The organism is Mesorhizobium sp. DCY119, from assembly GCF_003590645.1.
GTDB lineage: Bacteria > Pseudomonadota > Alphaproteobacteria > Rhizobiales > Rhizobiaceae > Mesorhizobium_M.
In genome coordinates this window covers 2,730,029-2,754,601 of record NZ_CP031834.1, presented here as the reverse complement: position 1 = coordinate 2,754,601, position 24,573 = coordinate 2,730,029, and the positions used below count along the sequence as shown (strand labels likewise).

At 61.0% G+C, this 24,573-nt stretch carries 22 protein-coding genes and 1 tRNA gene; 11 read left to right on the top strand and 12 right to left on the bottom strand.

Translation table 11 applies throughout. The features are described from left to right. The first annotated feature begins 119 nt into the window (after nucleotides 1–119). Nucleotides 120–956: an HTH-type transcriptional regulator BhcR gene (bhcR, locus tag DZG07_RS13385; protein WP_119817772.1), complete on the top strand. Its 837-nt coding sequence runs from the start codon at nucleotides 120–122 to the stop codon at nucleotides 954–956. Nucleotides 957–960: 4 nt separating this feature from the next. Here bhcR and DZG07_RS23870 read toward each other — a convergent pair whose 3' ends face one another. Next, the gene (locus DZG07_RS23870) at nucleotides 961–1,128 is read right to left on the bottom strand and encodes a hypothetical protein (protein ID WP_162931618.1); all 168 of its coding nucleotides are present in this window, start codon (nucleotides 1,126–1,128) and stop codon (nucleotides 961–963) included. Between the two features lie 167 nt (nucleotides 1,129–1,295). Between DZG07_RS23870 and DZG07_RS13380 the strand changes: the two genes are divergently transcribed. Next, nucleotides 1,296–1,874 (top strand): hypothetical protein, encoded by a 579-nt coding sequence (locus DZG07_RS13380; RefSeq protein ID WP_119817770.1) that lies wholly within the window; start codon nucleotides 1,296–1,298, stop codon nucleotides 1,872–1,874. Between the two features lie 19 nt (nucleotides 1,875–1,893). Here the strand turns inward: DZG07_RS13380 and DZG07_RS13375 are convergent. Beyond that, a tRNA-Thr gene (locus DZG07_RS13375) sits at nucleotides 1,894–1,969 on the bottom strand. 162 nt (nucleotides 1,970–2,131) lie between these two features. Here DZG07_RS13375 and ligD point away from each other — a divergent pair. The 3 genes from ligD (at nucleotide 2,132) to DZG07_RS13360 (ending at nucleotide 5,598) form a co-directional block, all read left to right on the top strand. After that, entirely contained in the window at nucleotides 2,132–2,977 is an 846-nt protein-coding gene (gene ligD, locus DZG07_RS13370) for a non-homologous end-joining DNA ligase (protein WP_162931617.1), read from the top strand. A 57-nt stretch (nucleotides 2,978–3,034) separates the two neighbouring features. After that, nucleotides 3,035–3,856: an NAD kinase gene (locus tag DZG07_RS13365; protein WP_119817764.1), complete on the top strand. Its 822-nt coding sequence runs from the start codon at nucleotides 3,035–3,037 to the stop codon at nucleotides 3,854–3,856. A gap of 182 nt (nucleotides 3,857–4,038) precedes the next feature. Further along, entirely contained in the window at nucleotides 4,039–5,598 is a 1,560-nt protein-coding gene (locus DZG07_RS13360) for a DEAD/DEAH box helicase (RefSeq protein ID WP_162931616.1), read from the top strand. A 91-nt stretch (nucleotides 5,599–5,689) separates the two neighbouring features. Here DZG07_RS13360 and DZG07_RS13355 read toward each other — a convergent pair whose 3' ends face one another. From DZG07_RS13355 to DZG07_RS13320, 8 genes are all read right to left on the bottom strand, one after another. Beyond that, complete coding sequence (locus DZG07_RS13355; RefSeq protein WP_091913548.1) at nucleotides 5,690–6,349, bottom strand: OmpA family protein; 660 nt, start codon at nucleotides 6,347–6,349, stop codon at nucleotides 5,690–5,692. A gap of 159 nt (nucleotides 6,350–6,508) precedes the next feature. Next, nucleotides 6,509–6,877: a GFA family protein gene (locus DZG07_RS13350; protein WP_091913547.1), complete on the bottom strand. Its 369-nt coding sequence runs from the start codon at nucleotides 6,875–6,877 to the stop codon at nucleotides 6,509–6,511. 120 nt (nucleotides 6,878–6,997) lie between these two features. Further along, nucleotides 6,998–7,339, bottom strand: a complete 342-nt coding sequence (locus tag DZG07_RS13345) for a hypothetical protein (protein ID WP_162931615.1) — start codon at nucleotides 7,337–7,339, stop codon at nucleotides 6,998–7,000. A gap of 143 nt (nucleotides 7,340–7,482) precedes the next feature. Next, nucleotides 7,483–7,797: a hypothetical protein gene (locus tag DZG07_RS13340; protein ID WP_119821711.1), complete on the bottom strand. Its 315-nt coding sequence runs from the start codon at nucleotides 7,795–7,797 to the stop codon at nucleotides 7,483–7,485. Nucleotides 7,798–8,105: 308 nt separating this feature from the next. Beyond that, nucleotides 8,106–8,513 carry a cupin domain-containing protein gene (locus DZG07_RS13335; RefSeq protein ID WP_119821709.1) on the bottom strand — a complete coding sequence of 136 codons (408 nt, stop codon included), beginning with the start codon at nucleotides 8,511–8,513 and terminating at the stop codon, nucleotides 8,106–8,108. Between the two features lie 172 nt (nucleotides 8,514–8,685). Continuing rightward, a protein-coding gene (gene prfB / locus DZG07_RS13330; protein WP_119817758.1) for a peptide chain release factor 2 occupies nucleotides 8,686–9,817 on the bottom strand; the annotation gives its coding sequence in 2 pieces (ribosomal slippage) (nucleotides 8,686–9,750 and nucleotides 9,752–9,817; 1,131 coding nt in all). Nucleotides 9,818–9,939: 122 nt separating this feature from the next. Then, a complete protein-coding gene (locus DZG07_RS13325) occupies nucleotides 9,940–12,396 on the bottom strand; it encodes a penicillin-binding protein 1A (RefSeq protein WP_119817755.1) in 2,457 nt (818 codons plus the stop codon). A 219-nt stretch (nucleotides 12,397–12,615) separates the two neighbouring features. Beyond that, a complete protein-coding gene (locus tag DZG07_RS13320) occupies nucleotides 12,616–13,845 on the bottom strand; it encodes an N-acetylmuramoyl-L-alanine amidase (RefSeq protein ID WP_245429487.1) in 1,230 nt (409 codons plus the stop codon). A 671-nt stretch (nucleotides 13,846–14,516) separates the two neighbouring features. Here DZG07_RS13320 and DZG07_RS13315 point away from each other — a divergent pair. After that, on the top strand, nucleotides 14,517–17,417 hold the full coding sequence (locus tag DZG07_RS13315) for a ribonuclease E/G (RefSeq protein WP_119817749.1): 2,901 nt from the start codon (nucleotides 14,517–14,519) through the stop codon (nucleotides 17,415–17,417). A gap of 83 nt (nucleotides 17,418–17,500) precedes the next feature. On the opposite strand, the gene DZG07_RS13310 is transcribed toward DZG07_RS13315, so the two are convergent. Continuing rightward, a complete protein-coding gene (locus tag DZG07_RS13310) occupies nucleotides 17,501–18,430 on the bottom strand; it encodes a glutaminase (RefSeq protein WP_119817746.1) in 930 nt (309 codons plus the stop codon). A 10-nt stretch (nucleotides 18,431–18,440) separates the two neighbouring features. Next, nucleotides 18,441–19,589: an aminotransferase class I/II-fold pyridoxal phosphate-dependent enzyme gene (locus DZG07_RS13305; protein ID WP_119817743.1), complete on the bottom strand. Its 1,149-nt coding sequence runs from the start codon at nucleotides 19,587–19,589 to the stop codon at nucleotides 18,441–18,443. Nucleotides 19,590–19,724: 135 nt separating this feature from the next. Between DZG07_RS13305 and DZG07_RS13300 the strand changes: the two genes are divergently transcribed. The 5 genes from DZG07_RS13300 to accC all read left to right on the top strand — a co-directional run bounded on the left by DZG07_RS13300 (nucleotide 19,725) and on the right by accC (nucleotide 24,497). Beyond that, a complete protein-coding gene (locus DZG07_RS13300; protein WP_119821707.1) occupies nucleotides 19,725–21,119 on the top strand; it encodes a M48 family metalloprotease in 1,395 nt (464 codons plus the stop codon). A 146-nt stretch (nucleotides 21,120–21,265) separates the two neighbouring features. Further along, the gene (locus DZG07_RS13295) at nucleotides 21,266–22,087 is read left to right on the top strand and encodes a DsbA family protein (protein WP_119817740.1); all 822 of its coding nucleotides are present in this window, start codon (nucleotides 21,266–21,268) and stop codon (nucleotides 22,085–22,087) included. 133 nt (nucleotides 22,088–22,220) lie between these two features. Continuing rightward, the gene (gene aroQ, locus DZG07_RS13290) at nucleotides 22,221–22,655 is read left to right on the top strand and encodes a type II 3-dehydroquinate dehydratase (protein ID WP_119817737.1); all 435 of its coding nucleotides are present in this window, start codon (nucleotides 22,221–22,223) and stop codon (nucleotides 22,653–22,655) included. Nucleotides 22,656–22,684: 29 nt separating this feature from the next. Continuing rightward, a complete protein-coding gene (accB, locus tag DZG07_RS13285) occupies nucleotides 22,685–23,146 on the top strand; it encodes an acetyl-CoA carboxylase biotin carboxyl carrier protein (RefSeq protein WP_091913538.1) in 462 nt (153 codons plus the stop codon). Nucleotides 23,147–23,153: 7 nt separating this feature from the next. Continuing rightward, the gene (gene accC / locus DZG07_RS13280) at nucleotides 23,154–24,497 is read left to right on the top strand and encodes an acetyl-CoA carboxylase biotin carboxylase subunit (protein WP_091913537.1); all 1,344 of its coding nucleotides are present in this window, start codon (nucleotides 23,154–23,156) and stop codon (nucleotides 24,495–24,497) included. Nucleotides 24,498–24,573 lie beyond the last annotated feature (76 nt).

Sequence of the window (24,573 nt, the reverse complement as noted above, 5' to 3'; positions counted from 1 at the left end):
AGAAAAATAACCTTATATGCTGATTTCAAATGGTTTTTCGTTTTTCACAGAAGTCGTTTGCCATTTGATGAAATATTTTTTTATTATGCCTCAAGAAATTCCCTACGCGGAGCGAACCGATGGAAACTGCCGAAAAGCGCCAGCGCGGGCGTCCCCGCTCCTTCAATGCGCCAGCCGACGCCGGCCCTGTGCAAGCACTGGACCGGGCATTGCGCATCCTTGCCATCGTTGCCGAGGGCAACGGCCTGTCGCTGAGTGAAGTGGCGGCCAGTTCCGGCCTTGCCCCGTCGACGGCCTACCGCATGCTGACCACGCTCGAAGGCCACGGCATGGTCGAGTTCGAGAAGACCGAGCAGCTCTGGTCGATCGGCGTCGAGACCTATCGCATGGGTTCGGCCTTCCTGCGCCGCCGCAAGCTGGTGGATCGCGCCCGCATCGTCATGCAGGATCTGATGGAAAAAACCGGCGAGACCGCAAATCTCGGCGTTGCCGAGGATGACTGCGTGGTTTTCGTCAGCCAGGTCGAGACGCATCAGGCAATCCGTGCCTTCTTCCGGCCGGGCACGCGCAGCTCATTTCATGCATCCGGCATCGGCAAAGCAATCCTGGCGCATCTGGCGCCCGAACGGGTGGCAGTGATCGTCCGCAAGGCCGGGCTAGAGGCCTACACGCCGAAAACATTGGCCAACGCCCCTGCCCTTACCCGCGACCTTGATGAAATCAGGACCCGCGGCTGGTCCGTCGACGACGAGGAGCGTCATCCCGGCATGCGTTGCGTGGCGGCTGCGATCTTCAACGAGTTCGGCGAGCCGGTGGGCGGCGTGTCGGTGTCGGGACCCACGGTTCGTGTCACGCCGGATCGTCTGGCGCAGATCGGACCACTCGTTCAGGAAGCGGCCCTGGAGATCACGAAAATGATCGGTGGGGAGAATCCGGCAGCAAACGAACGGGACTGACTGTTCAGCCCATGCCCGTCACATGCCGCAGGTAAAAGGCCAGCACCACGAAGGCGACCGCAGCCGTCAGGCCGGTCCAGTCGACACTGGCGCCCTTCAGGTACCTAATCAGCGTTACCAACAGCGCCCAGAATAAAAGTGCCACCAGGGCAAAGACGACAAAACGGATCATCCCTCACCTCCAGCAAGACCCATACAGCAACAGGAATATGGGAAGCTTTGCGGGCGGATTGAAGGCTAGCCGCGACACTGGGCCGGAATCATCCAGCCACCGAAATGCGGCTCGTTAAATTTTACTTAAATCTTAACGACTAACAGACTCGCTGAAAGCGAGGTTTCATGCGGCGCGCCCTGTTTATCGTAGCGCTCCTGATGCTTGGGAGTTGTGCAACCGCCCCGACGCGCATCAACGACGTCTGCGCGGTGTTCGACCAGCGGGATGGCTGGTTCAACAGCTGGCATGGTGCGGCCAAAAGCACCGAACGCGAATTCGGCGTTCCCGTCCCCATCCTGATGGCGACCGTCTACACGGAGTCCGGCTTCAACGCGCGGGCCAAACCGCCGCGCACCAAACTGCTCGGCTTCATCCCATGGAAACGCGCCTCGACCGCTTTCGGCTATTCGCAGGCGCTTGACGGCACATGGACCCGCTATCAATCCGAAACCGGGCGCTGGTATGCGCGCAGAAACGACTTCGGCGACGCGATCCATTTCATCGGCTGGTATCACGCCAAGAGCCATCAGGTGAACGGCATCGCGCTCAACGACACCTACAATCTCTATCTCGCCTATTATCTCGGCCACGCCGGTTATTCGAAAGGCCTTGGACGCACCAACGCCCAGGCGCAACAGGCCGCACGCCGCGCCGCCAATATGGCCATGAAATATGCCGCGCAGATGCAGGCTTGCGGGCGTTAAACAGATTGTGAATTAAGGCTGGTGCCCCCGGACGGACTCGAACCGCCGACCCCCTGATTACAAATCAGGTGCTCTACCAACTGAGCTACAAGGGCACGCGCGCTCCGGTTATCACATTTGCCGCGTCAGTAAAGTCAAAACTGACGAACGGTTCCGGCCAGCGGTTTCCAGCACGATGGCTCAGCGGCAAAACAGGAACGAACGTGGCATACTGGCGTTCAGGCTTCCAAGGGCGAATGGAGCAAGGACGGACGCAAATGGACCTTTCCCATCCCGACAAGCTGCTCTGGCCCGAAGCCGGGGTGACCAAGCAGGGGCTTCTCGACCACTACACGGCCGTCTGGCCGCGCATGGAACGCTTCGTCGTCAACCGCCCTCTCGCCCTGGTGCGAGCCCCCGACGGGGTCGCAGGCAAACAGCGCTTTTTCCAGAAACACGCCTCTCCGGGCATGCATGAGGCCATCGGGAAAATGGCTGATCCGGAAGACGGCGAAGAATTGCTTTACATCAAGGATTTCAATGGCGTCGCAGCACTCGTTCAACTTGGCGTCGTGGAAATCCACATCTGGGGATGCACGATCGACGCGATCGACACGCCCGACCAGGTCGTATTCGACCTCGATCCCGACGAGGGTCTGGACATGAACGACGTTCGGGCTGCAACGCTCGATATCAGACGCCGGCTTGACGGACTCGGCCTGCCCAACGTGGTGAAGACCTCAGGCGGCAAGGGTTTTCATGTCATCGTGCCGCTGAAGCCGAAAGCCGACTGGAAGACCGTCAAGACTTTTGCCCATGATTTTGCCGAGGCAATGGAACAAAGCGATCCCGAAAAATACACGGCGACGCTGTCCAAGAAAGCGCGCACGGGCCGCATCTTCATCGACTATCTGCGCAATGCGCGCGGCTCCACAACCGTGGCGCCCTATTCAAGCCGGGCAAAGCCGAACGCAACCGTTTCCGTGCCGGTGACCTGGCCGGAAGTCGAAAACGGGGTCGGCCCAGCCGATTTTTCGATTGACGGGAAAGCGTTGGGAAAGGCGTTGAAAGCGGCAGACCCCTGGGGCGATTTCGACAAGCTGCGCAAGGCGCTTCACGGCTAGGACGCAGACAATTCCTCTCGCAATCCGCCGTGCCCGCCTTTGCAGCGGCAAAGCGGCATGCTACCTCGGCACGGCCATCGAGCCGAGGACAAGACACTGGCACCAGCACCCAAAGCGCGCGAGACCTTCGCGTTCATATCTTCGGACGCGCCTGACGCCGAAAAGGCGGCGGCACGTCTGTCCCAGCGCTATGGCAATACGCCGCTTGCCGAGGCGGATGTGATCGTTGCGCTCGGCGGCGACGGATTCCTGCTGCAGACGCTGCGCGAGACGATGAGCACCGGCAAGCAGGTCTACGGCATGAACCGGGGCACCATCGGCTTCCTGATGAATGAGTACAGGGAAGATGCCCTGCCCGAGCGCTTGGCTGCAGCCGTCTCGGAAACCATCCGCCCGCTGGAGATGCAGGCCGTCACTTCAGACGGCGATACGATCTCGGCGCTCGCCATCAATGAAGTCGCCCTGTGGCGGCAATCCTACCAGACGGCCAAGATCCGCATTACGATCGACGATCAGGTGCGCCTGGAAGAGCTGAGCTGCGACGGCGTCATGATTGCGACGCCTGCAGGTTCCACCGCCTACAACCTGTCGGCTCACGGCCCTATCCTGCCGCTCGACGCGCCGCTGCTCGCTTTGACGCCGGTCAGTCCGTTTCGCCCGCGCCGCTGGCGTGGTGCGCTTCTGTCCAACAAGTCGGTTGTGCGGCTCGACATCATGGAGGCCGGAAAGAGGCCGGTGAACGCCGCCGCAGATCATACCGAGGTCAAGGCGGTAACGTCGGTCACGATCCAGGAGTCGCGCAACGCCACGGCAACCTTGCTGTTCGATCCGAACCATTCCTGGAACGAAAGAATTCTTGCCGAACAATTCCGCTACTGATGCCATTGCGGAAAATCGCCTGGACCATTAAGTAAAGGCAGTCAACAAACCGGCATTCGTGCCTGTTTGTGTTGACAAATCGTGTCACTAACCGTAACGCGATGATATATTGTGCAAGCGCGTGGCGTTTGCCGCGTCCCTTTGGGGCGCGCCCTTCAAGCAGCCAAAGACAGCCAAGACACTTGTCCTCAGACACCCAGATCGCTCAAGAAGCGTTGACATTCGCAGACCTCGGCCTTTCGCCGAAGGTCCTTTCAGCCGTTACCGACGCCGGCTACACAGTGCCGACGCCGATCCAGGCGGGCGCAATTCCGCACGCCTTGCAAGGCAAGGACGTCCTCGGCATAGCCCAGACAGGAACCGGCAAGACGGCTTCCTTCGTGCTGCCGATGCTGACGCGCCTTGAAAAGGGCCGTGCCCGGGCGCGCATGCCGCGCACGCTCATCCTCGAACCGACGCGCGAACTCGCAGCCCAGGTCGAAGAGAACTTCGTCAAATACGGCAAGAACCACCGTCTCAACATGGCGCTGCTGATCGGCGGTGTTTCGTTCGACGAGCAGGAAAAGAAGCTGGAGCGCGGCGCCGATGTGCTGATCGCGACGCCCGGCCGCCTGCTCGACCATTTCGAGCGCGGCAAGCTGCTTCTGTCGGCAGTCGAAATCCTCGTCATCGACGAGGCAGACCGCATGCTCGACATGGGCTTCATTCCCGACATCGAGCGCATCTGCAAGCTCATTCCCTTCACGCGCCAGACGTTGTTCTTCTCGGCCACCATGCCGCCGGAAATCACCAAGCTGACCGAACAGTTCCTGCACGCACCTGTGCGGGTCGAAGTCGCCAAGGCGGCTTCCACGGCAATCAACATCACGCAGCGGCTGGTCAAGTCCGGCAAGAAGCCGTGGGACAAGCGCGAAGTTCTGCGCAACCTGATAAAGGCCGAAGAAGAAGGGCTGAAGAACGCCATCATCTTCTGCAACCGCAAGGTCGAAGTCTCGGAGCTTTTCCGCTCGCTCGTAAAATACGATTTCGACGCCGGCGCATTGCATGGCGACATGGACCAGCGCGCGCGCATGCAGATGCTTGCCAATTTCCGCGAAGGCAAGCTCAAGCTTCTCGTCGCGTCCGATGTCGCAGCACGCGGCCTCGACATTCCGGATGTGAGCCACGTCTTCAATTTCGACGTGCCGATCCACGCCGAGGACTACGTCCACCGCATCGGCCGCACCGGCCGCGCCGGGCGTTCGGGAAAATCCTTCACCATCGCCACCCGGTCCGACACAAAATACATCGACGCAATCGAGCGCCTGATCGGCCAGCCGATCGAGTGGCATGACGGCGATCTTTCGACCGTCGTCGAGAGCGAAGGCGAGGAAGCACCCCGTCGCGGCAGAGCCAGCCAGCAGCGTGGCCGTGGCCGCAAGGACGAAGGCGAGCGCAAGCCCCGCGGTGAGCGCCACGCAAAGGCCCCCGCCGAAAAGCCCGCGCAGGACATCCAGCCGGAAGTCGAGGCACCCGTCGTTGTCGCTGATAATGACGATCGCAGCCGCAAGGAAACGATCAAGTCGGAGAATGCCGACCGCAAGGCGCGCGGCGACCATGCCGAGCGCCCTCGCCGGGATGATCGCAATGACAGGCCGCGGCGCGACGACCGCAATGCCCGCCAGCGCAATGAAGACAATGACGGCACGATCGGCTTCGGCGATGACATGCCGGCCTTCATGAAGATTGCAGTAAAGATCTGATCGCTCGCTGCCGTCAGGCAGCGCGATCCCGTCAACGAAAAAGCCCGCCGCAATTTGCGGCGGGCTTTTTGTTTAAGCGGGCTGCGTTCGCCTATCTGGTGAGCGGCGAAAGCTGGATTTCGACGCGGCGGTTCTGCGCGCGGCCATCGGCCGTATCGTTCGACGCAATCGGGCGCGTCTTGCCGAAGCCGGTAACGGCGAAACGGCGCGAATCGACGCCCTGCGCGTTGAGGTAGTTCGCGACCGACAGTGCGCGGCGCTGCGACAGGTCGAAATTGTGCTGGTCGCCACCGGTCGAGTCGGTATGGCCGTAAACGTCGACCAGCGTCTGGTTGAACTTCTTGAGCACCAGCGCGACGGAATTCAGTGTCTGGTAGAAACCGGGCTTGATGTCGTCCTGGTCGATGCCGAAGGTAATGTCGGACGGCATGTTGAGGATGATCTGATCGCCGGCGCGTGTGACGCTGACGCCCGTGCCCTGAAGCTGGGCGCGCAGTTCCGCCTCATTACGGTCCATGGTCGCGCCGACGGCGCCACCGGCCAGAGCGCCGACGCCCGCACCGATCAGCACGGCATTGCGCTGTGCGTTCTTGCTGCCGCCAACGGCAAGGCCTGCCAGAGCGCCAAGGCCTGCGCCAAGTGCTGCGCCGCCAGCCGTGTTCGAAACCTTCTGCTCACCTGTATAGGGGTCGGTCGTGCACGCACCGAGAAATGCCGTAGCCGCGAGCACGGCGATCAGTTTCTTCGTCATTCAGGTCGTCCCTCTCCAAACTTCGTCCCGCGCAGCAGCGCGTCAGCCCTTCGGCGTGGTTGTAACATGAAATACGGCGAAAAACGGAGCGGCAAAATGCCTTTCACCGCTTTCTTGCAGTCTGTTTGGACAGACTATTGGAAGAACCAGACGACTTGATCACCAGAGGTTCTTGCCGTCGATGACGACCACTTCGACCGTATCGAGATCGAAATCGTCGAACAGGCGCGCATTGACGCTTATCTTCGGATTGTCGAAATCCGGCGTGCCCGTGCTCCAGTCCGGCGTTTCGGTAAAGGTGCCGCAGCCGCAGGTGGCGCAGAAGCCGTGCTTTACCGTCTTGGAGCCCCATTGATATACGGCAACATTTTCGGGCGGCGTCTTCAGCGTGAACTGCGACGGCAGGTAATAGGCCCACAACGACCCGCGCTTGGAGCAGAAGGAACAGGTACAACTCGTCAGCGTGTCGGGTGCTTCACTGACTTCGAATACGGTCGCCTTGCAGTGACAACTGCCGATAATCGTCATGACTGATCCTTCTCCAGCGCCAATCCCCCAGCCCTAGACAAGTCATCCTGACATCATTCCGTCAGGATGCGGAGTCGTGAGAACGGACCTTGCCAATGCGGCAAGGCCCGACTCGAGATGTTACTCGGTGATCGTATACTCTCCAAGTTCACACAGATTCGCCTTGTCGGTCGTCGTGTCGAGGTCGGAATCCTCGGTAAACTCGAAACGCATATCGTATTCGCAGACACTTCTTCCATCCGCGATGGTGATGCGCACGCTCTCTCCAGCGCTCAGCACATCCTGGCCAAGTATATCCTCTTCCCATTCATTGACCCCAATGGGCGAGGTGTAGAACTCCGAAAGGTCCGAGTTCGTGCCGTTCTTGAGGGTGAAGACAAGATCCTCAGCCTGAGCAGAAAATGTCGAAACAAGACAAAAGGTTGCGGCAGCAGCCACAACCGTATTAATTCTGAAAATCATGATTTATTCCCCGCCCGAAATTGGACGGTGTTGAGTATCAAATATCCCGGCAAAGAGGAATTACCTCTTTCGCTAAATTAGCACCTGCTGTCGCTTCCCTGAGCCTTCAATCCAGGTTTCGACAATGGCTGGGAGACGACCCGTCAATAGGACCGTGACGGCACGAACAGGCAGATCGTCTTCGAATCATTCGCGCCGGCTACCGAGCACCAGTGGAATTCACCGTCAGGCGAGTTTTTGACGCGCGCATCCTGATAGGTCACCACCTCGCCGGTGTTGTTGATGACGTAGCCTTCCGGGCGCTCGCTGATCGCCTTGTCGGACACCTCGCGGCAATCGTAGCCGGAGCAGCACGCAAACGGATAGCTCCAGCCCGATTTGGCGTCGTGCGCAGAAGCCGGATTGGCGCCGGTGACGACAAACAACAGCGCGGCGAACCCGGTGCTGTGTCGAAGCACGCGCAAAAAGCCGCGGCGCGATCGGTTGAGTGGTATCGCATGAGAAAGTTGAGTGAACATTGGCATGGCAAAAGTCCTGCTGAACGAGTGACCAAGCTTGCACTTGCCCCGCCCCTAGAACGTTTCTTCCCATGCCGCCGGATCATAAGTCGCAGATATGCCCGTCCGGCGATAAATGCTTTTGGTCCCACCAGCCCATAAGCATGGTGAGGTGATTCCTACGCCGGCGCAAGAAACTGCTGGGTAATGCCGCACTTCGAGCGCCGACATCTGCGCAACAATGCTGCGCCTGCATGGTTAACGGGAAGTTAAGACGTCTGGTTCCGGAACCAGTCGACGATGGCCGGCATCTTGCTTTCGAAATCGCCAGGTATGAAAACGTTGAGCAATCCGGCGCGGGCGGCGGTGTGGTTCTCGAAGTCGTGCGTCACGCCCGCCGGCACCATCACGAACGACCCTGCGGGAGAGTCGTACCACGTCTCGCCGATCAGGATGCTGGGCTGTCCCTGGATGACGAAGAACAACTCGTCATTCTCCGCATGCGAATGCGCCCCCGGCCCTTTCGAATGCGGCTCCAGCCACCACTCGGACACCGAATATCGATCGCCAACTTCCGAACGATCGACCTTGAACACCGCACTCATCGCGCCGCAATCATAGCCGCGCCCCTGGCCGAGACCGAGAATGACCGGTTTCCGCTGGATGATGTCTGACATGCCGACCTCCTGCTTGGTGGAAGATCGACGATAACGCGCCAGCGCGGTTTTTGTTTGAAGGTTTGTTACCTCGAGCATCGGACCGAAAAGTGGAACCCGGTTTTCGGAAGATTCCGATGCTCTTCAATGTATCGGGAAGCAGCGAAGGCCTATCCGGCCTTCGCTGTCGCTATCAGTCGATATCGGCAACCGGCTGGCCTGCACCGCCCTCGATGCGATGCGAGAGCGAGGCTTCCATGAACTCGTCGAGATCGCCGTCGAGCACATCGGACGGGCTGGTGCTTTCCATGCCGGTGCGAAGATCCTTCACCAGCTGATACGGCTGCAGGACGTAGGAACGAATCTGGTGACCCCAGCCGATTTCCGTCTTGGAGGCTTCGGTCGCGCTGGCGGCAGCCTCGCGCTTCTTCAGTTCCTCTTCGTAAAGCCGCGAGCGCAGCATTTCCCAGGCTTTCGCCCTGTTCTGGTGCTGCGAGCGGCCGGCCTGGCAGGCAACCGCGATGCCGGTCGCGATATGCGTGATGCGCACCGCCGAATCGGTCGTGTTGACGTGCTGGCCGCCGGCGCCCGACGAACGATAGGTGTCGATGCGCACGTCGGATTCGCTGACGTCGATCTGGATGTTGTCGTCGATGACGGGATAGACCCAGATCGATGAAAACGAGGTGTGACGGCGCGCGTTGCTGTCGTAGGGCGAGATGCGCACCAGCCGGTGCACGCCCGATTCCGTCTTCAACCAGCCATAGGCGTTGTGGCCCTTGATCAGGATAGTCGCCGACTTGATGCCGGCTTCTTCGCCGTCGTGGACTTCCAGCACCTCGACCTTGAAACGACGGCGCTCGGCCCAGCGCGTATACATGCGCAGAAGCATGTTCGCCCAGTCCTGGCTCTCGGTGCCGCCAGCGCCGGCATGCACTTCGAGATAGGTGTCGTTGCTGTCGGCCTCGCCGGAAAGCATGGTCTCGATCTGGCGCGCCTTGGTCTCGCCCGCGAGCGAGCGGATCGCCGTTTCGGCTTCCGACACGACGTCGGCGTCGCCCTCTTCCTCGCCGAGTTCGATCAGGCCGATATTGTCCTCGAGCGAGCGGGACAGGCTGGTAATCGAGTTGATTCCGTCTTCCAGGCTTTGACGTTCGCGCATCAGCTTCTGCGCTTCCTGGGGGTCGTTCCAGAGGGTCGCATCCTCCGAACGTATGTTCAGGTATTCAAGCCGCTTTAGAGCCTGATCCCAGTCAAAGATGCCTCCTCAGCAGGCTTATGGCCTGCTTGATTTCGTCGACGAGCTTTTCCGTTTCTGCACGCATGGCAGGCTTAATTCCTTTTTGAAGTCTTGGCCGTTCCGGATTGGCGCGGAACATAGGCAGGCGACCTGCCCCTGTAAAGCGAATAGGGCCGGCAAAGACCGGCCCTTCGCAAATTTGCCGGATCAGTAGAGGCCGCCGCCGCCCTGGGTGATGGCTTGGCTGGCGCGTGGCGAAAGAGCTGCCCCGCTGCCGTTGCCGCCGTCCTCGCCCATGCCGATAATCCAGTAGCTGTCGGCAGGACCGGTTCCCGGCTTGAACGCCTCGACGATCGTGCCGCCATCGCCCTTTGACGCCCTCATGCCGGTCTTGCGGTTGATGGCGATCAGCTTCATGCCTTCCGGCACCTTGAAGTCGACGATCGGCATGTCTTTCATGGCATCGCCCATGAATTCCTTGAAGATCGGCGCAGCAAGGCCGCCACCGGTCGAGCCCTTGCCGAGGCCCTGCGGCTTGTCGAAGCCCATATAGAGGCCCATGACGAGGTTAGGCGTGTAGCCGACGAACCAGGCGTCCTTTTCGTCGTTGGTCGTGCCGGTCTTGCCGGCGATCGGACGGCCGAGCTCGGCCAGCGTCATAGCGGTACCGCGAATGACCACGCCTTCCATCATGGAGGTGATCTGGTACGCGGTCATCGGATCGAGCACCTGCTCGGAATTGTCCGTCAGTTCAGGCTCGGGCTGATCCGACCACTCGGTGGCCACGCAGGCCTCGCAGCCGCGATCGTCGTGCTTGAAGACGGTCTTGCCGTAGCGGTCCTGAATGCGGTCGATCAGCGATGGCTTGATCTGGCGTCCGCCATTGGCCATCACCGAATAGGCAGAAACCATGCGCATGACGGTGGTTTCACCTGAACCGAGCGCCATTGGCAGATAAGGCGCCAGATGATCGTAAAGTCCAAAGCGCTCGGCATATTCCGACACCAGCTTCATGCCCATGTCGTTGGCCAGGCGGACAGTCATCAGGTTGCGCGAGCGCTCGATACCCGAGCGCAGCGTCGCCGGCCCCGCCGACTTGCCGTCATAGTTCTTAGGCGTCCAGGTGGTGTTCCCGACCTTGATTGTGATCGGGCCGTCCATGATCACGGAGGCAGGCGTGTAGCCATTGTCGAGTGCCGCCGCATAGACGAACGGCTTGAACGAGGAGCCGGGCTGGCGCATCGCCTGTGTGGCGCGGTTGAACTCCGATTCCGAATAGGAGAAGCCGCCGACCATCGCCAGGACACGGCCCGTATGCGGGTCCATCGCAACCAGACCGCCCGAAACCTCCGGCGGCTGGCGAAGCATATAGGCGCCTTCCGCGCCCTGCTTCGGCTCAACGAAGACCACATCGCCGGGCTTCAGCACGTCGGCCGGCGAATTCGCCTTGACGCGCTGCCCGTTGACGAGATGGCGCATGGCGAAGCTCATATCCTCCTTGGCGACAGTGCCCTGCTCGCGCTCCTTGACGATATCGCCAGACGCCTGCCGCTTGGGCTGCAATCCGACGGTCAGGCCCGCATTGGAGCTGTCGAGCACTACGGCGAGCTGCCATTCAGGCACGTCGTCGAGGCCCTTGACCTCGCTGAGGGCCTTGCCCCAGTCGCCGTCGATGGAGATGTTCTTGACCGGTCCGCGGTAGCCGCGCAGCGTGTCGTATTTCAGAAGCCCGTGCTGCATCGCCTTGCGGGCAAGACGCTGCAGCTTCGGATCGAGCGTCGTGCGAACCGAAAGGCCGCCCTCGTAGAGAGCATTCTCGCCATAGCGCGAAATGATTTCGCGGCGCACTTCCTCGGTGAAATACTCGCCGGCAAAGACATAGTTGCCATTGCGGCGGGGCGTAACACCCAGCGGCTCGGCCTTGGCCTTGGTGCCTTCCTCGCGAGAGACGTAACCGTTGTCGACCATCTGGTCGATCACCCAGTTGCGGCGCTCGATCGCGCGGTCGGTGTAGCGGAACGGATGATAGTTGGACGGACCCTTGGGCAGCGCGGCGAGATAGGCGGCCTCGGCCACCGTCAGTTCGTTGACCGACTTGTTGAAGTAGGTCAGCGCCGCACCGGCAACGCCATAGGCACCGAGGCCGAAGAAGATCTCGTTGACGTAGAGCTCGAGAATACGATCCTTCGAATAAGCCTGCTCGATGCGGAAGGCGAGGATCATCTCGCGGATCTTGCGGTCGTAGGTCTGGCTGGAGGTCAGCAGGAAGTTCTTCGCCACCTGCTGCGTGATCGTCGAAGCGCCGACGGGACGGCGGCCCGAGCCCATGTTGCGCAGATTGGTGATGACCGCGCGGCCAAGGCCGGTCAGATCGACGCCCGGATGGTTGTAGAAATTCTTGTCTTCGGCCGACAGGAACGCAGCCTTGACGCGGTCCGGCACAGCCTGGATTGGCAGATACAGCCGGCGCTCGCGCGCGAACTCACCCATCAACGCACCGTCCGACGCATGGATACGGGTGGTCACAGGCGGCTCGTATTTCGCCAGAACCTCGTAATCCGGCAGGTCCTTGGTGATATGGCCAAGATAGATCGCCACGCCTGCCGCCATGAGGAGGGCAAACGCCGTGCCGATGCCAAAGAAATAGCCGATGAGACGAATCATGCCCGCTCCAGTCCGTGGGTCGGGAGTTCCTCAGCCAAAAGAGCGCCCCTCGCAAGACGCTCGAGAAACCCCGATCCTTTGCGGCCAAGCAATGTCGCGCCGATGTGGGCAAAATGCGGCAGCTTGGCCAAGCCCTTCGGATTACGCATCATTTAACCGCAAACTGTTGTGCTTACGCAACGCCAAAAAACAGAACGACCAACGCGGTACCACCCCGCATCAGCCGCCCGCCGCCGTTTTCGCGGCTGCGAATGACGCAACCGCATTGGAGATGCTTTCCGCCGCTTTGCCACGCCAATCCGGATTACGCAACTGTTCCTCGTCCTTCGGGTTCGAAAGATAGCCGAGTTCGACCAGCACCGAAGGCACGTCGGGCGCCTTCAAAACCCGGAAACCGGCAAACCGGTGAGGATTGTTGATGAGGCCGACCGAGTTCCCCAATTCGCCGACCAGCGACTTCGCGAACTTCATCGAAAAGCCGTGCGTCTCGCGCTTGATGAGCTCGATCAGGATATCGGCGACTTCCTGATTCTCATCCTTGATCTCGATGCCCGCAAGCTGGTCGGACAGGTTTTCGCGATCGGCAAGCGCCTGCGACTCGGCGTCGGAAGCCTTGTCCGACACAGTATAGACTGTCGCCCCGCGAATGCCCTTCAGGCGGATTGTGTCGGCATGGATGGAGATGAACAGGTCGGCCTCGTGCTGGCGTGCGATCCGCACGCGCTCGTCCAGCCGCAGGAACTCGTCCTTGTCGCGGGTCATATAGATATCGTATTTGCCGCTTTCGGCGAGCTTGGCGCGCAGCTCCAGCGCAAAGGCCAGCGTGATCGACTTTTCCTGAGTACCGCTTACGCCCTCGGCGCCGCTGTCGATTCCGCCATGTCCGGGATCGATCACCACTGTGAATTTCTTGGCCGTCCGGGCAGCCGGCTGGCCGATGCGGTCGGCCTTGGCCGTCGTCTCGGTCGATCCCGTCGTCTGCGACTGGATGGCAAGTGCTTCCTCGAACTGACGGTCGGAGGCTGCCGTGATATCGGCGACCAGCCTGTAGCCGGGTGCGTCCTCATTTTGCAGCACGTCGATCTTTTCGACGGTGAATGGCCCTTTCGCAGTGAGGATCAGGCGCGACGCCCCCTCCTCGAGCTTTCCGAAGCGGACATTCTGTATCAGCCCACGCGCCTTCAGCTCCTTTGAGTCGAGCTTGAACTTGGTTTCAGGCAGATCGATCACCAGGCGATGCGGCCCGCGCAGCAGAAACCATTTAGGCTCGGGCTCCTGGTCGAAATTCATGACGATGCGCATATGCACGGCGTCGCCGGCCATCTTGTAGTCATGCGCTTCGAGCGGCGCGGCAGAAACGGGAGAGGACAGGAATACAAACAGGCCTACAACCAGGCCTACAACCAGAAAAAGGAACGAACTTCCGATGCGGACGACGTTCCGTCTCATCCCGGCAAGACCCATTTCCGCCACCTTATGCACTCTTCCAAGATCACCGTTCAGACATCCGGCGCAGACGCGATAAGCCCGCGCGCTGATTAACGATTGGTATCGGCATAAGGTTAACCAAGCCTTTTTGATATTGTCTTTGTGCTGTCCCCGTAAGTTCTCAACGGCTTTTTGCCGGCATCTGAATCGGGGTTGCTTTGAACCCCGCCAAATCATAAAAGCGGTACTGGACCATCGCAATGCCTGGAACCGTTACTGCGCAGCTTCCATATTCGGTCAAGCGACGAAACAACGGCTCAAATCGCGGCGGCGATTAGAGGGCGTTAGGTGGTCGCGACGGATTTCTTCAGGGTGCTTCCGCTGACTTGGAACCCTTGAGGTGAGGAAAACGGCCGGAAAGACATTCCGTGCCGGCTCATAGGAGCAAAACAGCTGGTCCGGATTTTCCGGGCTTTGGTTCAAAAGGTTCCGCAAGGCTACGATGGCTTCAAGCGCAATCATGGCAAGTTCCGCATCTTACCGCGCCATTCCGGCTGCGGGCGGCTTGTCTATGACGCTTCGGCAGCGGCCAGCGGACGTTAAAATGCCCGGCATGCGTTATTCACCGCATGGTCTGCAGCGGATCTCGCTGCGGCTGACACGGTTGGCGGCTGCCGGCAGGAAACAAGATAATGCCCAACAAGATGCTGATAGACGCCTCCCACCCGGAGGAAACAAGGGTTGTCGTAGTACGCGGTAGCCGCATTGAAGAATTTGACTTTGAATCCCAGGACAAGAAGCAGCTCAAAGGAAACATCTATCTCGCCCGCGTAACGCGCGTCGAACCTTCCCTTCAGGCGGCCTTTGTCGAATACGGCGGAAACCGGCACGGTTTCCTCGCCTTCAGCGAAATTCACCCCGACTACTACCAGATCCCGGTTGCGGACCGTCAGGCGCTGTTGCGCGCCGAGGCGGAAGACGCCGAGGATGAGGACGACGAAGACGGTGAAGACCGCTCCGACCGCAATCGCGGCCGCAACAAGCGGCGGCGCGGCGGCAAGAACCGTCCTCGCAGCGGTGACGAACAGCGCGCAGGCTCCGAATCGGGTGACGAAGGTGCAGCCTCGGACGGCGAGAGCGATTCCGATGGGCATGCGGTCTTTGTCGAAGCCTTTGAAAGCGACGAGAGCGAAACCAGCGTTTCCGAGCAAGATGCTTCGCCGGAGAATGGCGACAGCGACAGCAGCGAACAGTCCGACGACGAACCCCCTTCGAATGACAAGGGACCGTCGATGGCAGCCGCCATTGATGGAGATGTCGTCTCCGAGCCGGTCGATGAAGCAACCGCTTCTGCCGATTCCGACGGCGACGAGGCTCCTGCCGAGAACGTCCGTGGACGTGTCGAGGAAGTCTCCGGCTCGCATGACGACGATCATGGCGTCGAATCGGTAGGCGCCGAGGACGCGCTGGAGGAAGTGCGCAATCGCCGCAAGCCGATGCGCAAGCACTACAAGATCCAGGAAGTCATCAAGCGCCGGCAGATCCTGCTCGTGCAGGTGGTCAAGGAAGAGCGCGGCAACAAGGGCGCGGCTCTGACGACCTACCTGTCGCTCGCCGGCCGCTATTCCGTGCTGATGCCCAACACGGCGCGTGGCGGCGGCATTTCGCGCAAGATCACCAATGCGCAGGACCGCAAGCGCCTCAAGGAAGTCGTTCAGGATCTCGAAGTGCCGCAGGGCATGGGCGTCATCCTGCGCACGGCAGGTGAGAGCCGCACCAAGGCCGAGATCAAGCGCGACTACGAATATCTGATGCGGATGTGGGAAACCGTCCGCAATACGACGCTCCAGTCGACCGCGCCCGCCCTCGTCTATGAGGAAGGCAGCCTGATCAAGCGTTCGGTGCGCGACCTCTACAACAAGGACATCGACGAGGTTCTCGTCGCTGGCGAGGATGGCTATCGCGAGGCCAAGGACTTCATGCGCATGCTGATGCCCAGCCATGCCAAGGTCGTCCAACCTTATCGCGACACGACGCCGATCTTTGCCCGCAACGGTATCGAAGCCCAGCTCGACCGCATGGTGCAGCCGCAGGTTACACTGAAGTCCGGCGGCTACATCATCATCAACCAGACCGAGGCGCTCGTCGCTATCGACGTCAACTCCGGGCGTTCCACCAAGGAACACTCGATCGAGGACACGGCACTCCAGACCAACCTTGAAGCCGCCGAGGAAGTCGCCCGCCAGCTTCGCCTGCGCGATCTGGCCGGCCTGATCGTCATCGACTTCATCGACATGGAGGAGAACCGCAACAACCGTGCGGTCGAAAAGCGCCTCAAGGACCATCTGAAAAACGACCGCGCCCGCATCCAGGTTGGACGCATCTCGCATTTCGGCCTGATGGAGATGTCGCGCCAGCGCATCCGCGCCAGCGTGCTCGAATCGACGATGAAGCCCTGCCCGCATTGCGGCGGCACCGGGCATGTCCGTTCTGATTCTTCCGTGGCGCTGCTGGTCGTGCGCGCGATCGAAGAATTCCTGCTCAAGGATTCGCGCCACCACATCACGGTGCGCACGCCCGTTGCGACCGCCTTCTACGTGCTGAACCACAAGCGCAGCACGCTGGTGGAACTCGAGCATAAGTTCGGTGTCACGATCGCGCTCGAGCCCGATGACACCGTCGGCGCGCAGCATTATGTGATCACGCGCGGCGCGGTTGCCGAGAAGCCGCTCGTCTCGCCGAATGCGATCCCTGCCCCGACCTATGTCGAGCCGGAAGACATCGAAGACGAAATCGTCGAAGAGGAAGAAGTCGAGGAAATCGTAGTTGCCGAGGCACAGCCTGCTCGCACCGAACGGGCCGAGGACGGCGACCAGCGCGACCGCAAGCGTCGCAAGCGTCGGCGTCGGCGTGGCGGCAAGGATCGCGACCGCGAACATGCAGCCCCGGCAGACGGAGCAACTGTGTCCGACGCGTCGGTTCAGGCTGATGCCGGTGACGACGACGAGAGTGAAGACGCCGATACTGCTGCTGCGACCGCTGCCAGCGAAGCTGAAGAGGCCGATCGCAAGAAGCGCCGGCGCGGCAAGCGCGGCGGCAGACGCAATCGCGAGAAGGATGGCGAGGGCGAACAGGCTGCCGAAGCCGGCGAGGCTTCCGACGAGGACGCAAGCGTCGAAGTCGCGGCAATCGAAGTGGTGAGCGAAACCGTCGCAGTCGAAGCAGCCCCGGCGGAGGAAGCTCCGGTCGAGGAGAAGCCGAAGAAGGCGCGCCGCGCCGCCAAGCCGAAGAAGGCAAAGGCCGAGGAGGCTGCGGTTGAAGCGGTCGCTGAAGTGGTCGAGGAAGCTCCGGCTCCTGCCGAAAAGAAGCCTGCCAAGCCGCGCGCACCACGCCGCAAGAAGGAAGCCGAGCCTGCGGCTGTGGCGGAAGCTGCCGAGCCGGCCGCCGAAGCTCCGGCCCCTACTCCGACACCTGCACCGGCGCCAAAACCCGCTCCGGCAAAAGCAGCGGAGCCCGTGGTGGAGTCGTCGCAGCCGGAAGCCGACGACAAGCCCAAGAAGGGCGGCTGGTGGCAGCGCAAGAGCTTCTTCTGAGCCATCGCCAGATAGCTGAATAAAAAATCCCGCGTGACCGGAAGGTGACGCGGGATTTTTCTTGGCCGGAAAGCACCAGACGATCAGGGTGCGAAGATCGACCAGTTCATGATTTTCGCAAGCTTTTCCAATGCGATGGAGCCGAGCTTTGAATTGCCGTTCTCATTGAGCCCCGGCGACCACACCGCCATCGAGGCGACGCCGGGCACGATGCCAAGAATGCCGCCGCCGACACCGCTCTTGCCGGGAATGCCGACGCGGAAAGCAAAGTCACCAGAGCCGTCATAATGGCCGCAGGTCAGCATCAACGCCAGGATGCGGCGCGCGCGCTCGGCTGACACCACCGAGTGCCCCGTCGCCGGGTTCAGCCCGCCATGCGAGAGAAAGCGGCCGGCCAATGCCAGTTGCCGCGCGCTCATCGCGATGGCGCAGTGGTGGAAGTAGACGCCGAGCGCCATTTCCGGCTCGTGGCTTAGATTGCCGAAAGAGCGCATATAATTGGCGAGCGCGAAATTCCGAAAACCCGTCGCCCGCTCGGACGCTGCCACGTCACGGTCGATGATGATCGTGTCGTCGTCGGTTAGGAACTGGATGAAACGCAGGATTTCGCCGATCGCCTCACGCGGCTGATGGTCGGCCAGCAGCACGTCGGTCACCACGATCGCACCCGCATTGATGAACGGGTTGCGCGGGATGCCGAGTTCCCGCTCAAGTTGGACGATCGAGTTGAATGGGTTTCCCGATGGCTCGCGCCCCACCCGCCGCCACAGCGCGTCGCCGACCTTGCCCAGGGCAAGCGTCAGCGTGAAAATCTTGGAAATGCTCTGGATCGAAAAGGCTTCGTCGGCATCGCCGGCTGTCACCACGCGGCCGTCGGTCAGCGCGACGGCTATACCGAATCGCTTTGGATCGATCTTGCCGAGTTGCGGGATGTAGGTCGCCACCTCGCCCCGGTCGCTGCGCTCGGCCATCTCGGCTGCGAGCGCGGGCAGCACCTCTTCCAGATCCGCCATGTTTGCCCCTCTATTTCAGCCAGCGCTCGATGCGCGCCACCGCCTCGACCATATCGTCATGGCTGCCGGCATAGGACAAGCGCATGAAGCGGTGGCCTGCAAGCGTGTCGAAGTCGCGTCCGGGCGTGGCCGCCACATGCGCCTCTGCCAGCATGCGCCGCGCGAAATCCATGCTGTCATTGGTCAGCCGCGAAACATCGCAGAAGGCATAGAACGCGCCATCCATGGGTGCCGCCAGCGCAAAGCCGATTTCCGGCAGCCGACGCATCAGCAATTCGCGGTTCCAGGCATAGCGCGCCTTCACCGCTTCCAACTCGTCTGTCGCCTTGAACGCCTCGCTTGCCGCGATCTGCGAAAGTTCGGGTGCGGAGATGTAAAGGCTTTGCTGGATGCGCTCGATCGGCCGCACCAGTTTCTCCGGCAGCACCATCCAGCCGATTCGCCAGCCGGTCATGCAATAGTATTTGGAGAACGAGTTGATGACGGTCACGTCATCACTGTGAGCAAGCGCAGTCGTATCCGGGCCGGAATAGGCAAGGCGGTGATAGATTTCGTCGGAAATCACTGAAATACCGAGGTTTTCCGCCATTTTCACCAGCGCGGCAAGTTCCTCGGGCGGCACCACGGCCCCGGTCGGATTAGCCGGGCTGGCAAACAACACGCCCTTAAGCGACTTTTCACGGTGCGCAGCCTCCAGATGAGCGGCGTTCAGGTAGGCGGCACCCTCGAGTTCGATTTCGACCACCTCAAGACCCAGCGCCTTCATGATGTTGCGATAGGCCGGGTAGCCGGGAGCAGCGATCGCCACGCGGTCGCCGGGATCGAACATCGCCAGGAAAGCCAGATTGAAAGCAGCCGACGAACCGGTCGTGACGGCAATGCGCGCCGGCGGTACGTCAATGCCGTAGTGTTCGCCGTAGTGCGCCGCGATTGCCTTGCGCAACGTCGCGGTGCCAAGCGCATCCGTGTAGCCTATGCGCCCGTCCTGCAGCGCGCGCGCTGCCGCCTCGCGCACCAGGGTCGGCGCCGGATCAGATGGCTGGCCGACTGCCATGGAGATGACCGGCGCGCCAAGCGCCTTCAGCCGATTGGCTTCCGCCAGCACGTCCATCGCATGAAACGGCTCGACATCGCCGCGTCTGGAAAGCGAAACAACCATTCTTTCATCCACTTACGTCGCCAACCTGAAAGGTCGCGCCGCACAAATGCCCTATTGCTATGGGGATCACAAGTTCATCCGTTTTGTGTCCGAGCTTTTCATCGAGCTTTCGCTCGTTTACCAGTAGGCATCATGATGCAGGCAAATATTCTTTCGGCATTCGCTTCAAAAACGGCACGCTCGTTCCTTGCGGCTTCATTGGCCGTAGCCGTTTCCACGGCAACGACTGTCACCGCATTCGCGCAGGCCAATCTTCCAATCGTGCGCGACGCCGAAATCGAAGCGCTGGTGCGCGATTATGCGCGGCCGATATTCAGGGCCGCCGGCATTTCCAAGTCCGGCATCGATATCATCCTCATCAACGACAAGCGCTTCAACGCCTTTGTCGCTGGTCGCCGCATGTTCATCAACACCGGCGCGCTGATGCAGTCCGAGACCCCTAACGAGATCATCGGCGTCATAGCCCATGAAGCCGGCCACATCGCAGGCGGCCACCAGGAACGACTGCGCGAGCAGCTTGCCCGGGCGCAGACCATGGCGATCGTCGCCGGCCTTCTCGGCGCAGGCGCAATCGTTGCGGGCGCGGCTACCAAGTCGGGTGAACTGGCCCAGGCCGGCGGCGGCATCGCCATGGGCGGCGGCGAGATGGCGCGGCGCGGCCTGCTCAGCTACCAGCGCACCGAGGAAAACACCGCCGACCGCTCGGCCGTCACCTATCTCGAAGCGACCAACCAGTCGACCAAGGGCATGCTGACGACTTTCGAGCGCTTCCAGAGCGCGCTCTCGCTCTCCGGCGCGCGCGTCGATCCCTATCAGGTCAGCCATCCGATGCCGCAGGATCGCATCGCAAACCTTGAGGAACTGGCGCGCAAAAGCCCCTATTTCGACAAGAAGGACTCGCCCACGCTCCAGCTTCGCCATGACATGATGCGCGCCAAGATCGCAGCCTTCACCGATGGCCAGGGCGCGACCTCGCGCATGTTCCGCAAGGATCCGAAAGGCCTCGCCGCCCAGTATGGCGACACGCTGAACACGTTCCTCTATGGCAATCTCGGATCGGCCTCGTCCAAGGTCGAGTCACTGATCAAGCAGCAGCCGAAAAATCCTTATTTCCAGGAGCTGCGCGGCGACATCCTGATGAAATCCAATCAGCCTGCCAAAGCCGCCGAAGCCTACGCAAAAGCCGTTCAGCTCGACCCGGTGAAATCCGGCATCCTGCCGATCTCCTATGGCCAGGCACTAATTGCGGTCGGCACACCGGATTCGCTGAAGAAGGCGGTCGTCCAGATTCGCAACGGCCTCGATCGCGACCGCGAAAACGCCGTCGGCTACCGCTATCTGGCGCAGGCTTACGGTCAGCTGGGCGATATTCCCGAGGCCGAACTGGCAACGGCAGAGGGCAATTTCTACGGCGGAAAGTATCAGGACGCCAAGATTTTCGCCGCCCGCGCGCAGACGAAATTCAAGCCCGGAACGCCGGGCTGGGTGCGAGCGCAGGACATCATAAACTTCCGCACTCCGAAAAAGTGAATGACCGCCGGTTGGGCTTTGCGCACCGGCATGCAACAATTTTTACACAACGCGCGGCTACTTTGCCTCTTCAGCGTCAAACTCCTGCTATGGAGTGCGGAAAAGAGCGAGCATGCGCAGATTCTCTGGCAAGGACGAGTAACGAGATGAACAAGGCAATTCTGTTTGGCACGACCGGCACGGCAATCGCTCTGGCGATGCTGGCTTTCGGCTTCATGGCGGGACGGCCAGAGACAGCGGCTGCCCAGACGCTCGCACAGGCAACAAGCTCGACTTCGCCAAATGCTGCCAATCTCGACCGCGCCGAAATCGAGACGATCGTGCGGGATTATCTCCTGAAAAACCCGGAAGTCCTGCTGGAGGCACAGCAGGCGCTTGAAGACAAGCAGCAGGAGGCACAGCGCGTCGCCAGCCTCGATGTCATCAAGGGTGCCAAGGAAGACATCTTCAATTCGGCCCATGACGGCGTCGTCGGCAATCCGAACGGCAAGGTTACGATCGTCGAGTTCTATGACTACAATTGCGGCTACTGCAAGCGCGCCCAGGCCGACATGCAGGCGCTGACGGAGACCGATCCTGAATTGCGTTTCGTGCTCAAGGAATTCCCGATCCTCGGCCCGGATTCGCAGAAGGCCCATGTCGTTTCGCAGGCATTCCTGAAGCTTGCGCCGGAGAAATACGAAGAGTTCCACAACCAGCTTCTCGGTGGACAGGGCCGCGCCGGCGAGGAAAGCGCGATCAAGATCGCGCTGGCGCTCGGCGTCGATGAGGCCAAGCTGCGCGAAGAGATGAAGAACCCCGCCATCATGGAGAACTTCTCCAAGACCTACGATCTCGCCAACAAGCTCGCCATCACCGGCACCCCGTCATACGTGGTCGGCAACGAAGTTGTATTCGGCGCGCTCGGCAAGGATGTGCTGGCCGAGAAAATCAAAGCGGCCAAGACCGCATCGTCGGCCGCCAATTAAGAAACCCGCACAGACACGCCGGCCTGTGGACAGCGAAAGAACGAACTTGCGCTCTTTTCGCGGCGGCCTAAGCCCATTATAGAGGGTGCGGCGCGCCGGTCGGCGATCGGCGCGGAATAAGGGATATTGCATATTGAATACGATTTTCGTTCTGAACGGCCCCAACCTCAACCTGCTCGGCAAGCGCGAGCCGGGCATATATGGCGGCAAGACCCTTGCCGACATCGAGGGCGATTGCCGTAAGAACGCCGAAGCGCTCGGGCTTGCCATCGAGTTTCGGCAATCGAACCATGAAGGCAACCTGGTTGACTGGATCCACGAAGCCGCAGACAAGGCCGTCGGCGTGGTCCTCAACGCAGGCGCATACACCCATACCTCCATTGCCATTCACGATGCCATTCGCGCGACTGCGCCGCTGCCGGTGGTCGAAGTGCATCTCTCCAACATTCACGCACGCGAGCCGTTCCGGCACGTCTCCATGGTCGCCCCGGTGGCGGTCGGGATGATCTGCGGCTTCGGCCCGCTTGGCTACACAATGGCGCTGCAGGCGCTCGCCGCCCGCCTCTGAGCGGCCGGACCAGAAGAAAAGGCTCGAACATGTCGATAAAGAAGCCCGGTGTTGACCAACAGATGATCCGCGATCTCGCCGGCATCCTGAACGACACGAACCTGACCGAGATCGAGGTCGAACTCGGTGACCTGAAGGTCCGCGTCTCGCGCCAGGCACCGACGGTTCATGCGGTCGCGGCCCCTGCCCCGGTATTCACGCAGACGGCGCCCGGTCCGCAGCCAACAGCTTCCGCTCCGGCAGCACCGGACGTTTCGAAGAACGCCGTGCCTTCGCCAATGGTCGGCACTGCCTATCTGGCGCCGTCGCCGGACGCCAAGTCGTTCATCGAGGTTGGCCAGACGGTCAAGGAAGGCCAGACCTTGCTGATCATCGAAGCCATGAAGACGATGAACCAGATTCCCTCGCCGCGTTCCGGTACCGTGACAGCGATCCTTATCGAGGACGCCCAGCCGGTCGAGTTCGGCATGCCTCTGGTCGTCATCGAATAGGCCCCGGATGTTCCAGAAAATCCTCATCGCCAATCGCGGCGAAATCGCTCTTCGGGTCCTGCGCGCTGCCAAGGAACTCGGCATCCAGACGGTCGTCGTCCATTCGACGGCTGACGCCGACGCCATGCATGTGCGCCTCGCCGACGAAAGCGTCTGCATCGGGCCGCCGCCCTCGCGCGACAGCTACCTGAACATCCACCAGATCGTTGCGGCCTGCGAAATCACCGGCGCCGATGCCGTGCATCCGGGCTACGGCTTCCTTTCCGAAAACGCCAAGTTCGCCGACATACTGGCCGCCCACAACATCACCTTCATCGGCCCGTCCGGCGATCACATCCGCATCATGGGCGACAAGATTGAAGCCAAACGCACGGCCAAGCGTCTCGGCATTCCGGTGGTTCCGGGTTCGGACGGTGCCGTTTCGGATGAAGGCGAAGCCAAACGTATTGCCGCCGAGATCGGCTATCCGGTCATCATCAAGGCATCTGCCGGCGGCGGTGGCCGCGGCATGAAGGTCGCCCGCACCGAAGAAGACCTGATCGAGGCCTTGCAGACGGCACGCAGCGAAGCTGGCGCGGCCTTTGGCGACGATGCGGTCTATATCGAGAAATATCTCGAAAAGCCCCGCCATATCGAAATCCAGGTCTTCGGCGACGGCGCCGGCAACGCGATCCATCTTGGAGAGCGCGACTGCTCGCTGCAACGCCGCCACCAGAAAGTCTGGGAGGAAGCCAACTCGCCCGCGCTGAACGAAGAACAGCGCATGAAGATCGGCGAAGTGTGCTCCAAGGCGATTGCCGATCTCGGCTATTCGGGCGCCGGCACGATCGAGTTCCTTTATGAGAACGGCGAGTTCTATTTCATCGAGATGAACACCCGCCTTCAGGTCGAGCACCCGGTAACGGAAGCCATCACCGGCATCGATCTCGTGCACGAGCAGATCCGCGTAGCTTCCGGCGGCGGGCTTTCGGTGCGCCAGGAAGACATCCGCTTCCAGGGTCACGCCATCGAATGCCGCATCAATGCGGAGGATCCGCGCACCTTCGTGCCCTCGCCCGGCACGATCACGCATTTCCACACGCCGGGCGGCCTCGGCATTCGCGTCGATTCTGGCGTCTATTCCGGCTATCGCATTCCGCCTTACTACGACAGCCTGATCGGCAAGCTGATCGTGCATGGCCGCAACCGCGTCGAATGCATGATGCGCCTGCGCCGCGCGCTCGACGAGTTCGTCGTCGATGGCATCAAGACGACACTGCCGCTGTTTCGCGAACTGGTCGGCAATGCCGATATCGCCAATGGCGACTACGATATCCATTGGCTGGAAAAGCACCTCGCCGAGACGGAATAACGCTGGATAAGCCCGGTCGAAATGCCGGGTACTGTGTGTAGCGTCCGAAAGACCAAGTTGACGGAAACGCGTTTCG

What these genes read in the sequence shown, in the direction of transcription:
- bhcR (WP_119817772.1), top strand. Translation starts at nt 120, where the DNA reads ATGGAAACTGCCGAAAAGCGCCAGCGCGGGCGTCCCCGCTCCTTCAAT.
- DZG07_RS23870 (WP_162931618.1), bottom strand. Translation starts at nt 1,128, where the DNA reads ATGATCCGTTTTGTCGTCTTTGCCCTGGTGGCACTTTTATTCTGGGCG.
- DZG07_RS13380 (WP_119817770.1), top strand. Translation starts at nt 1,296, where the DNA reads ATGCGGCGCGCCCTGTTTATCGTAGCGCTCCTGATGCTTGGGAGTTGT.
- ligD (WP_162931617.1), top strand. Translation starts at nt 2,132, where the DNA reads ATGGACCTTTCCCATCCCGACAAGCTGCTCTGGCCCGAAGCCGGGGTG.
- DZG07_RS13365 (WP_119817764.1), top strand. Translation starts at nt 3,035, where the DNA reads ATGCTACCTCGGCACGGCCATCGAGCCGAGGACAAGACACTGGCACCA.
- DZG07_RS13355 (WP_091913548.1), bottom strand. Translation starts at nt 6,349, where the DNA reads ATGACGAAGAAACTGATCGCCGTGCTCGCGGCTACGGCATTTCTCGGT.
- DZG07_RS13350 (WP_091913547.1), bottom strand. Translation starts at nt 6,877, where the DNA reads ATGACGATTATCGGCAGTTGTCACTGCAAGGCGACCGTATTCGAAGTC.
- DZG07_RS13345 (WP_162931615.1), bottom strand. Translation starts at nt 7,339, where the DNA reads ATGATTTTCAGAATTAATACGGTTGTGGCTGCTGCCGCAACCTTTTGT.
- DZG07_RS13335 (WP_119821709.1), bottom strand. Translation starts at nt 8,513, where the DNA reads ATGTCAGACATCATCCAGCGGAAACCGGTCATTCTCGGTCTCGGCCAG.
- DZG07_RS13325 (WP_119817755.1), bottom strand. Translation starts at nt 12,396, where the DNA reads ATGATTCGTCTCATCGGCTATTTCTTTGGCATCGGCACGGCGTTTGCC.
- DZG07_RS13320 (WP_245429487.1), bottom strand. Translation starts at nt 13,845, where the DNA reads ATGAGACGGAACGTCGTCCGCATCGGAAGTTCGTTCCTTTTTCTGGTT.
- DZG07_RS13315 (WP_119817749.1), top strand. Translation starts at nt 14,517, where the DNA reads ATGCCCAACAAGATGCTGATAGACGCCTCCCACCCGGAGGAAACAAGG.
- DZG07_RS13310 (WP_119817746.1), bottom strand. Translation starts at nt 18,430, where the DNA reads ATGGCGGATCTGGAAGAGGTGCTGCCCGCGCTCGCAGCCGAGATGGCC.
- DZG07_RS13305 (WP_119817743.1), bottom strand. Translation starts at nt 19,589, where the DNA reads ATGGTTGTTTCGCTTTCCAGACGCGGCGATGTCGAGCCGTTTCATGCG.
- DZG07_RS13300 (WP_119821707.1), top strand. Translation starts at nt 19,725, where the DNA reads ATGCAGGCAAATATTCTTTCGGCATTCGCTTCAAAAACGGCACGCTCG.
- DZG07_RS13295 (WP_119817740.1), top strand. Translation starts at nt 21,266, where the DNA reads ATGAACAAGGCAATTCTGTTTGGCACGACCGGCACGGCAATCGCTCTG.
- accB (WP_091913538.1), top strand. Translation starts at nt 22,685, where the DNA reads ATGTCGATAAAGAAGCCCGGTGTTGACCAACAGATGATCCGCGATCTC.
- accC (WP_091913537.1), top strand. Translation starts at nt 23,154, where the DNA reads ATGTTCCAGAAAATCCTCATCGCCAATCGCGGCGAAATCGCTCTTCGG.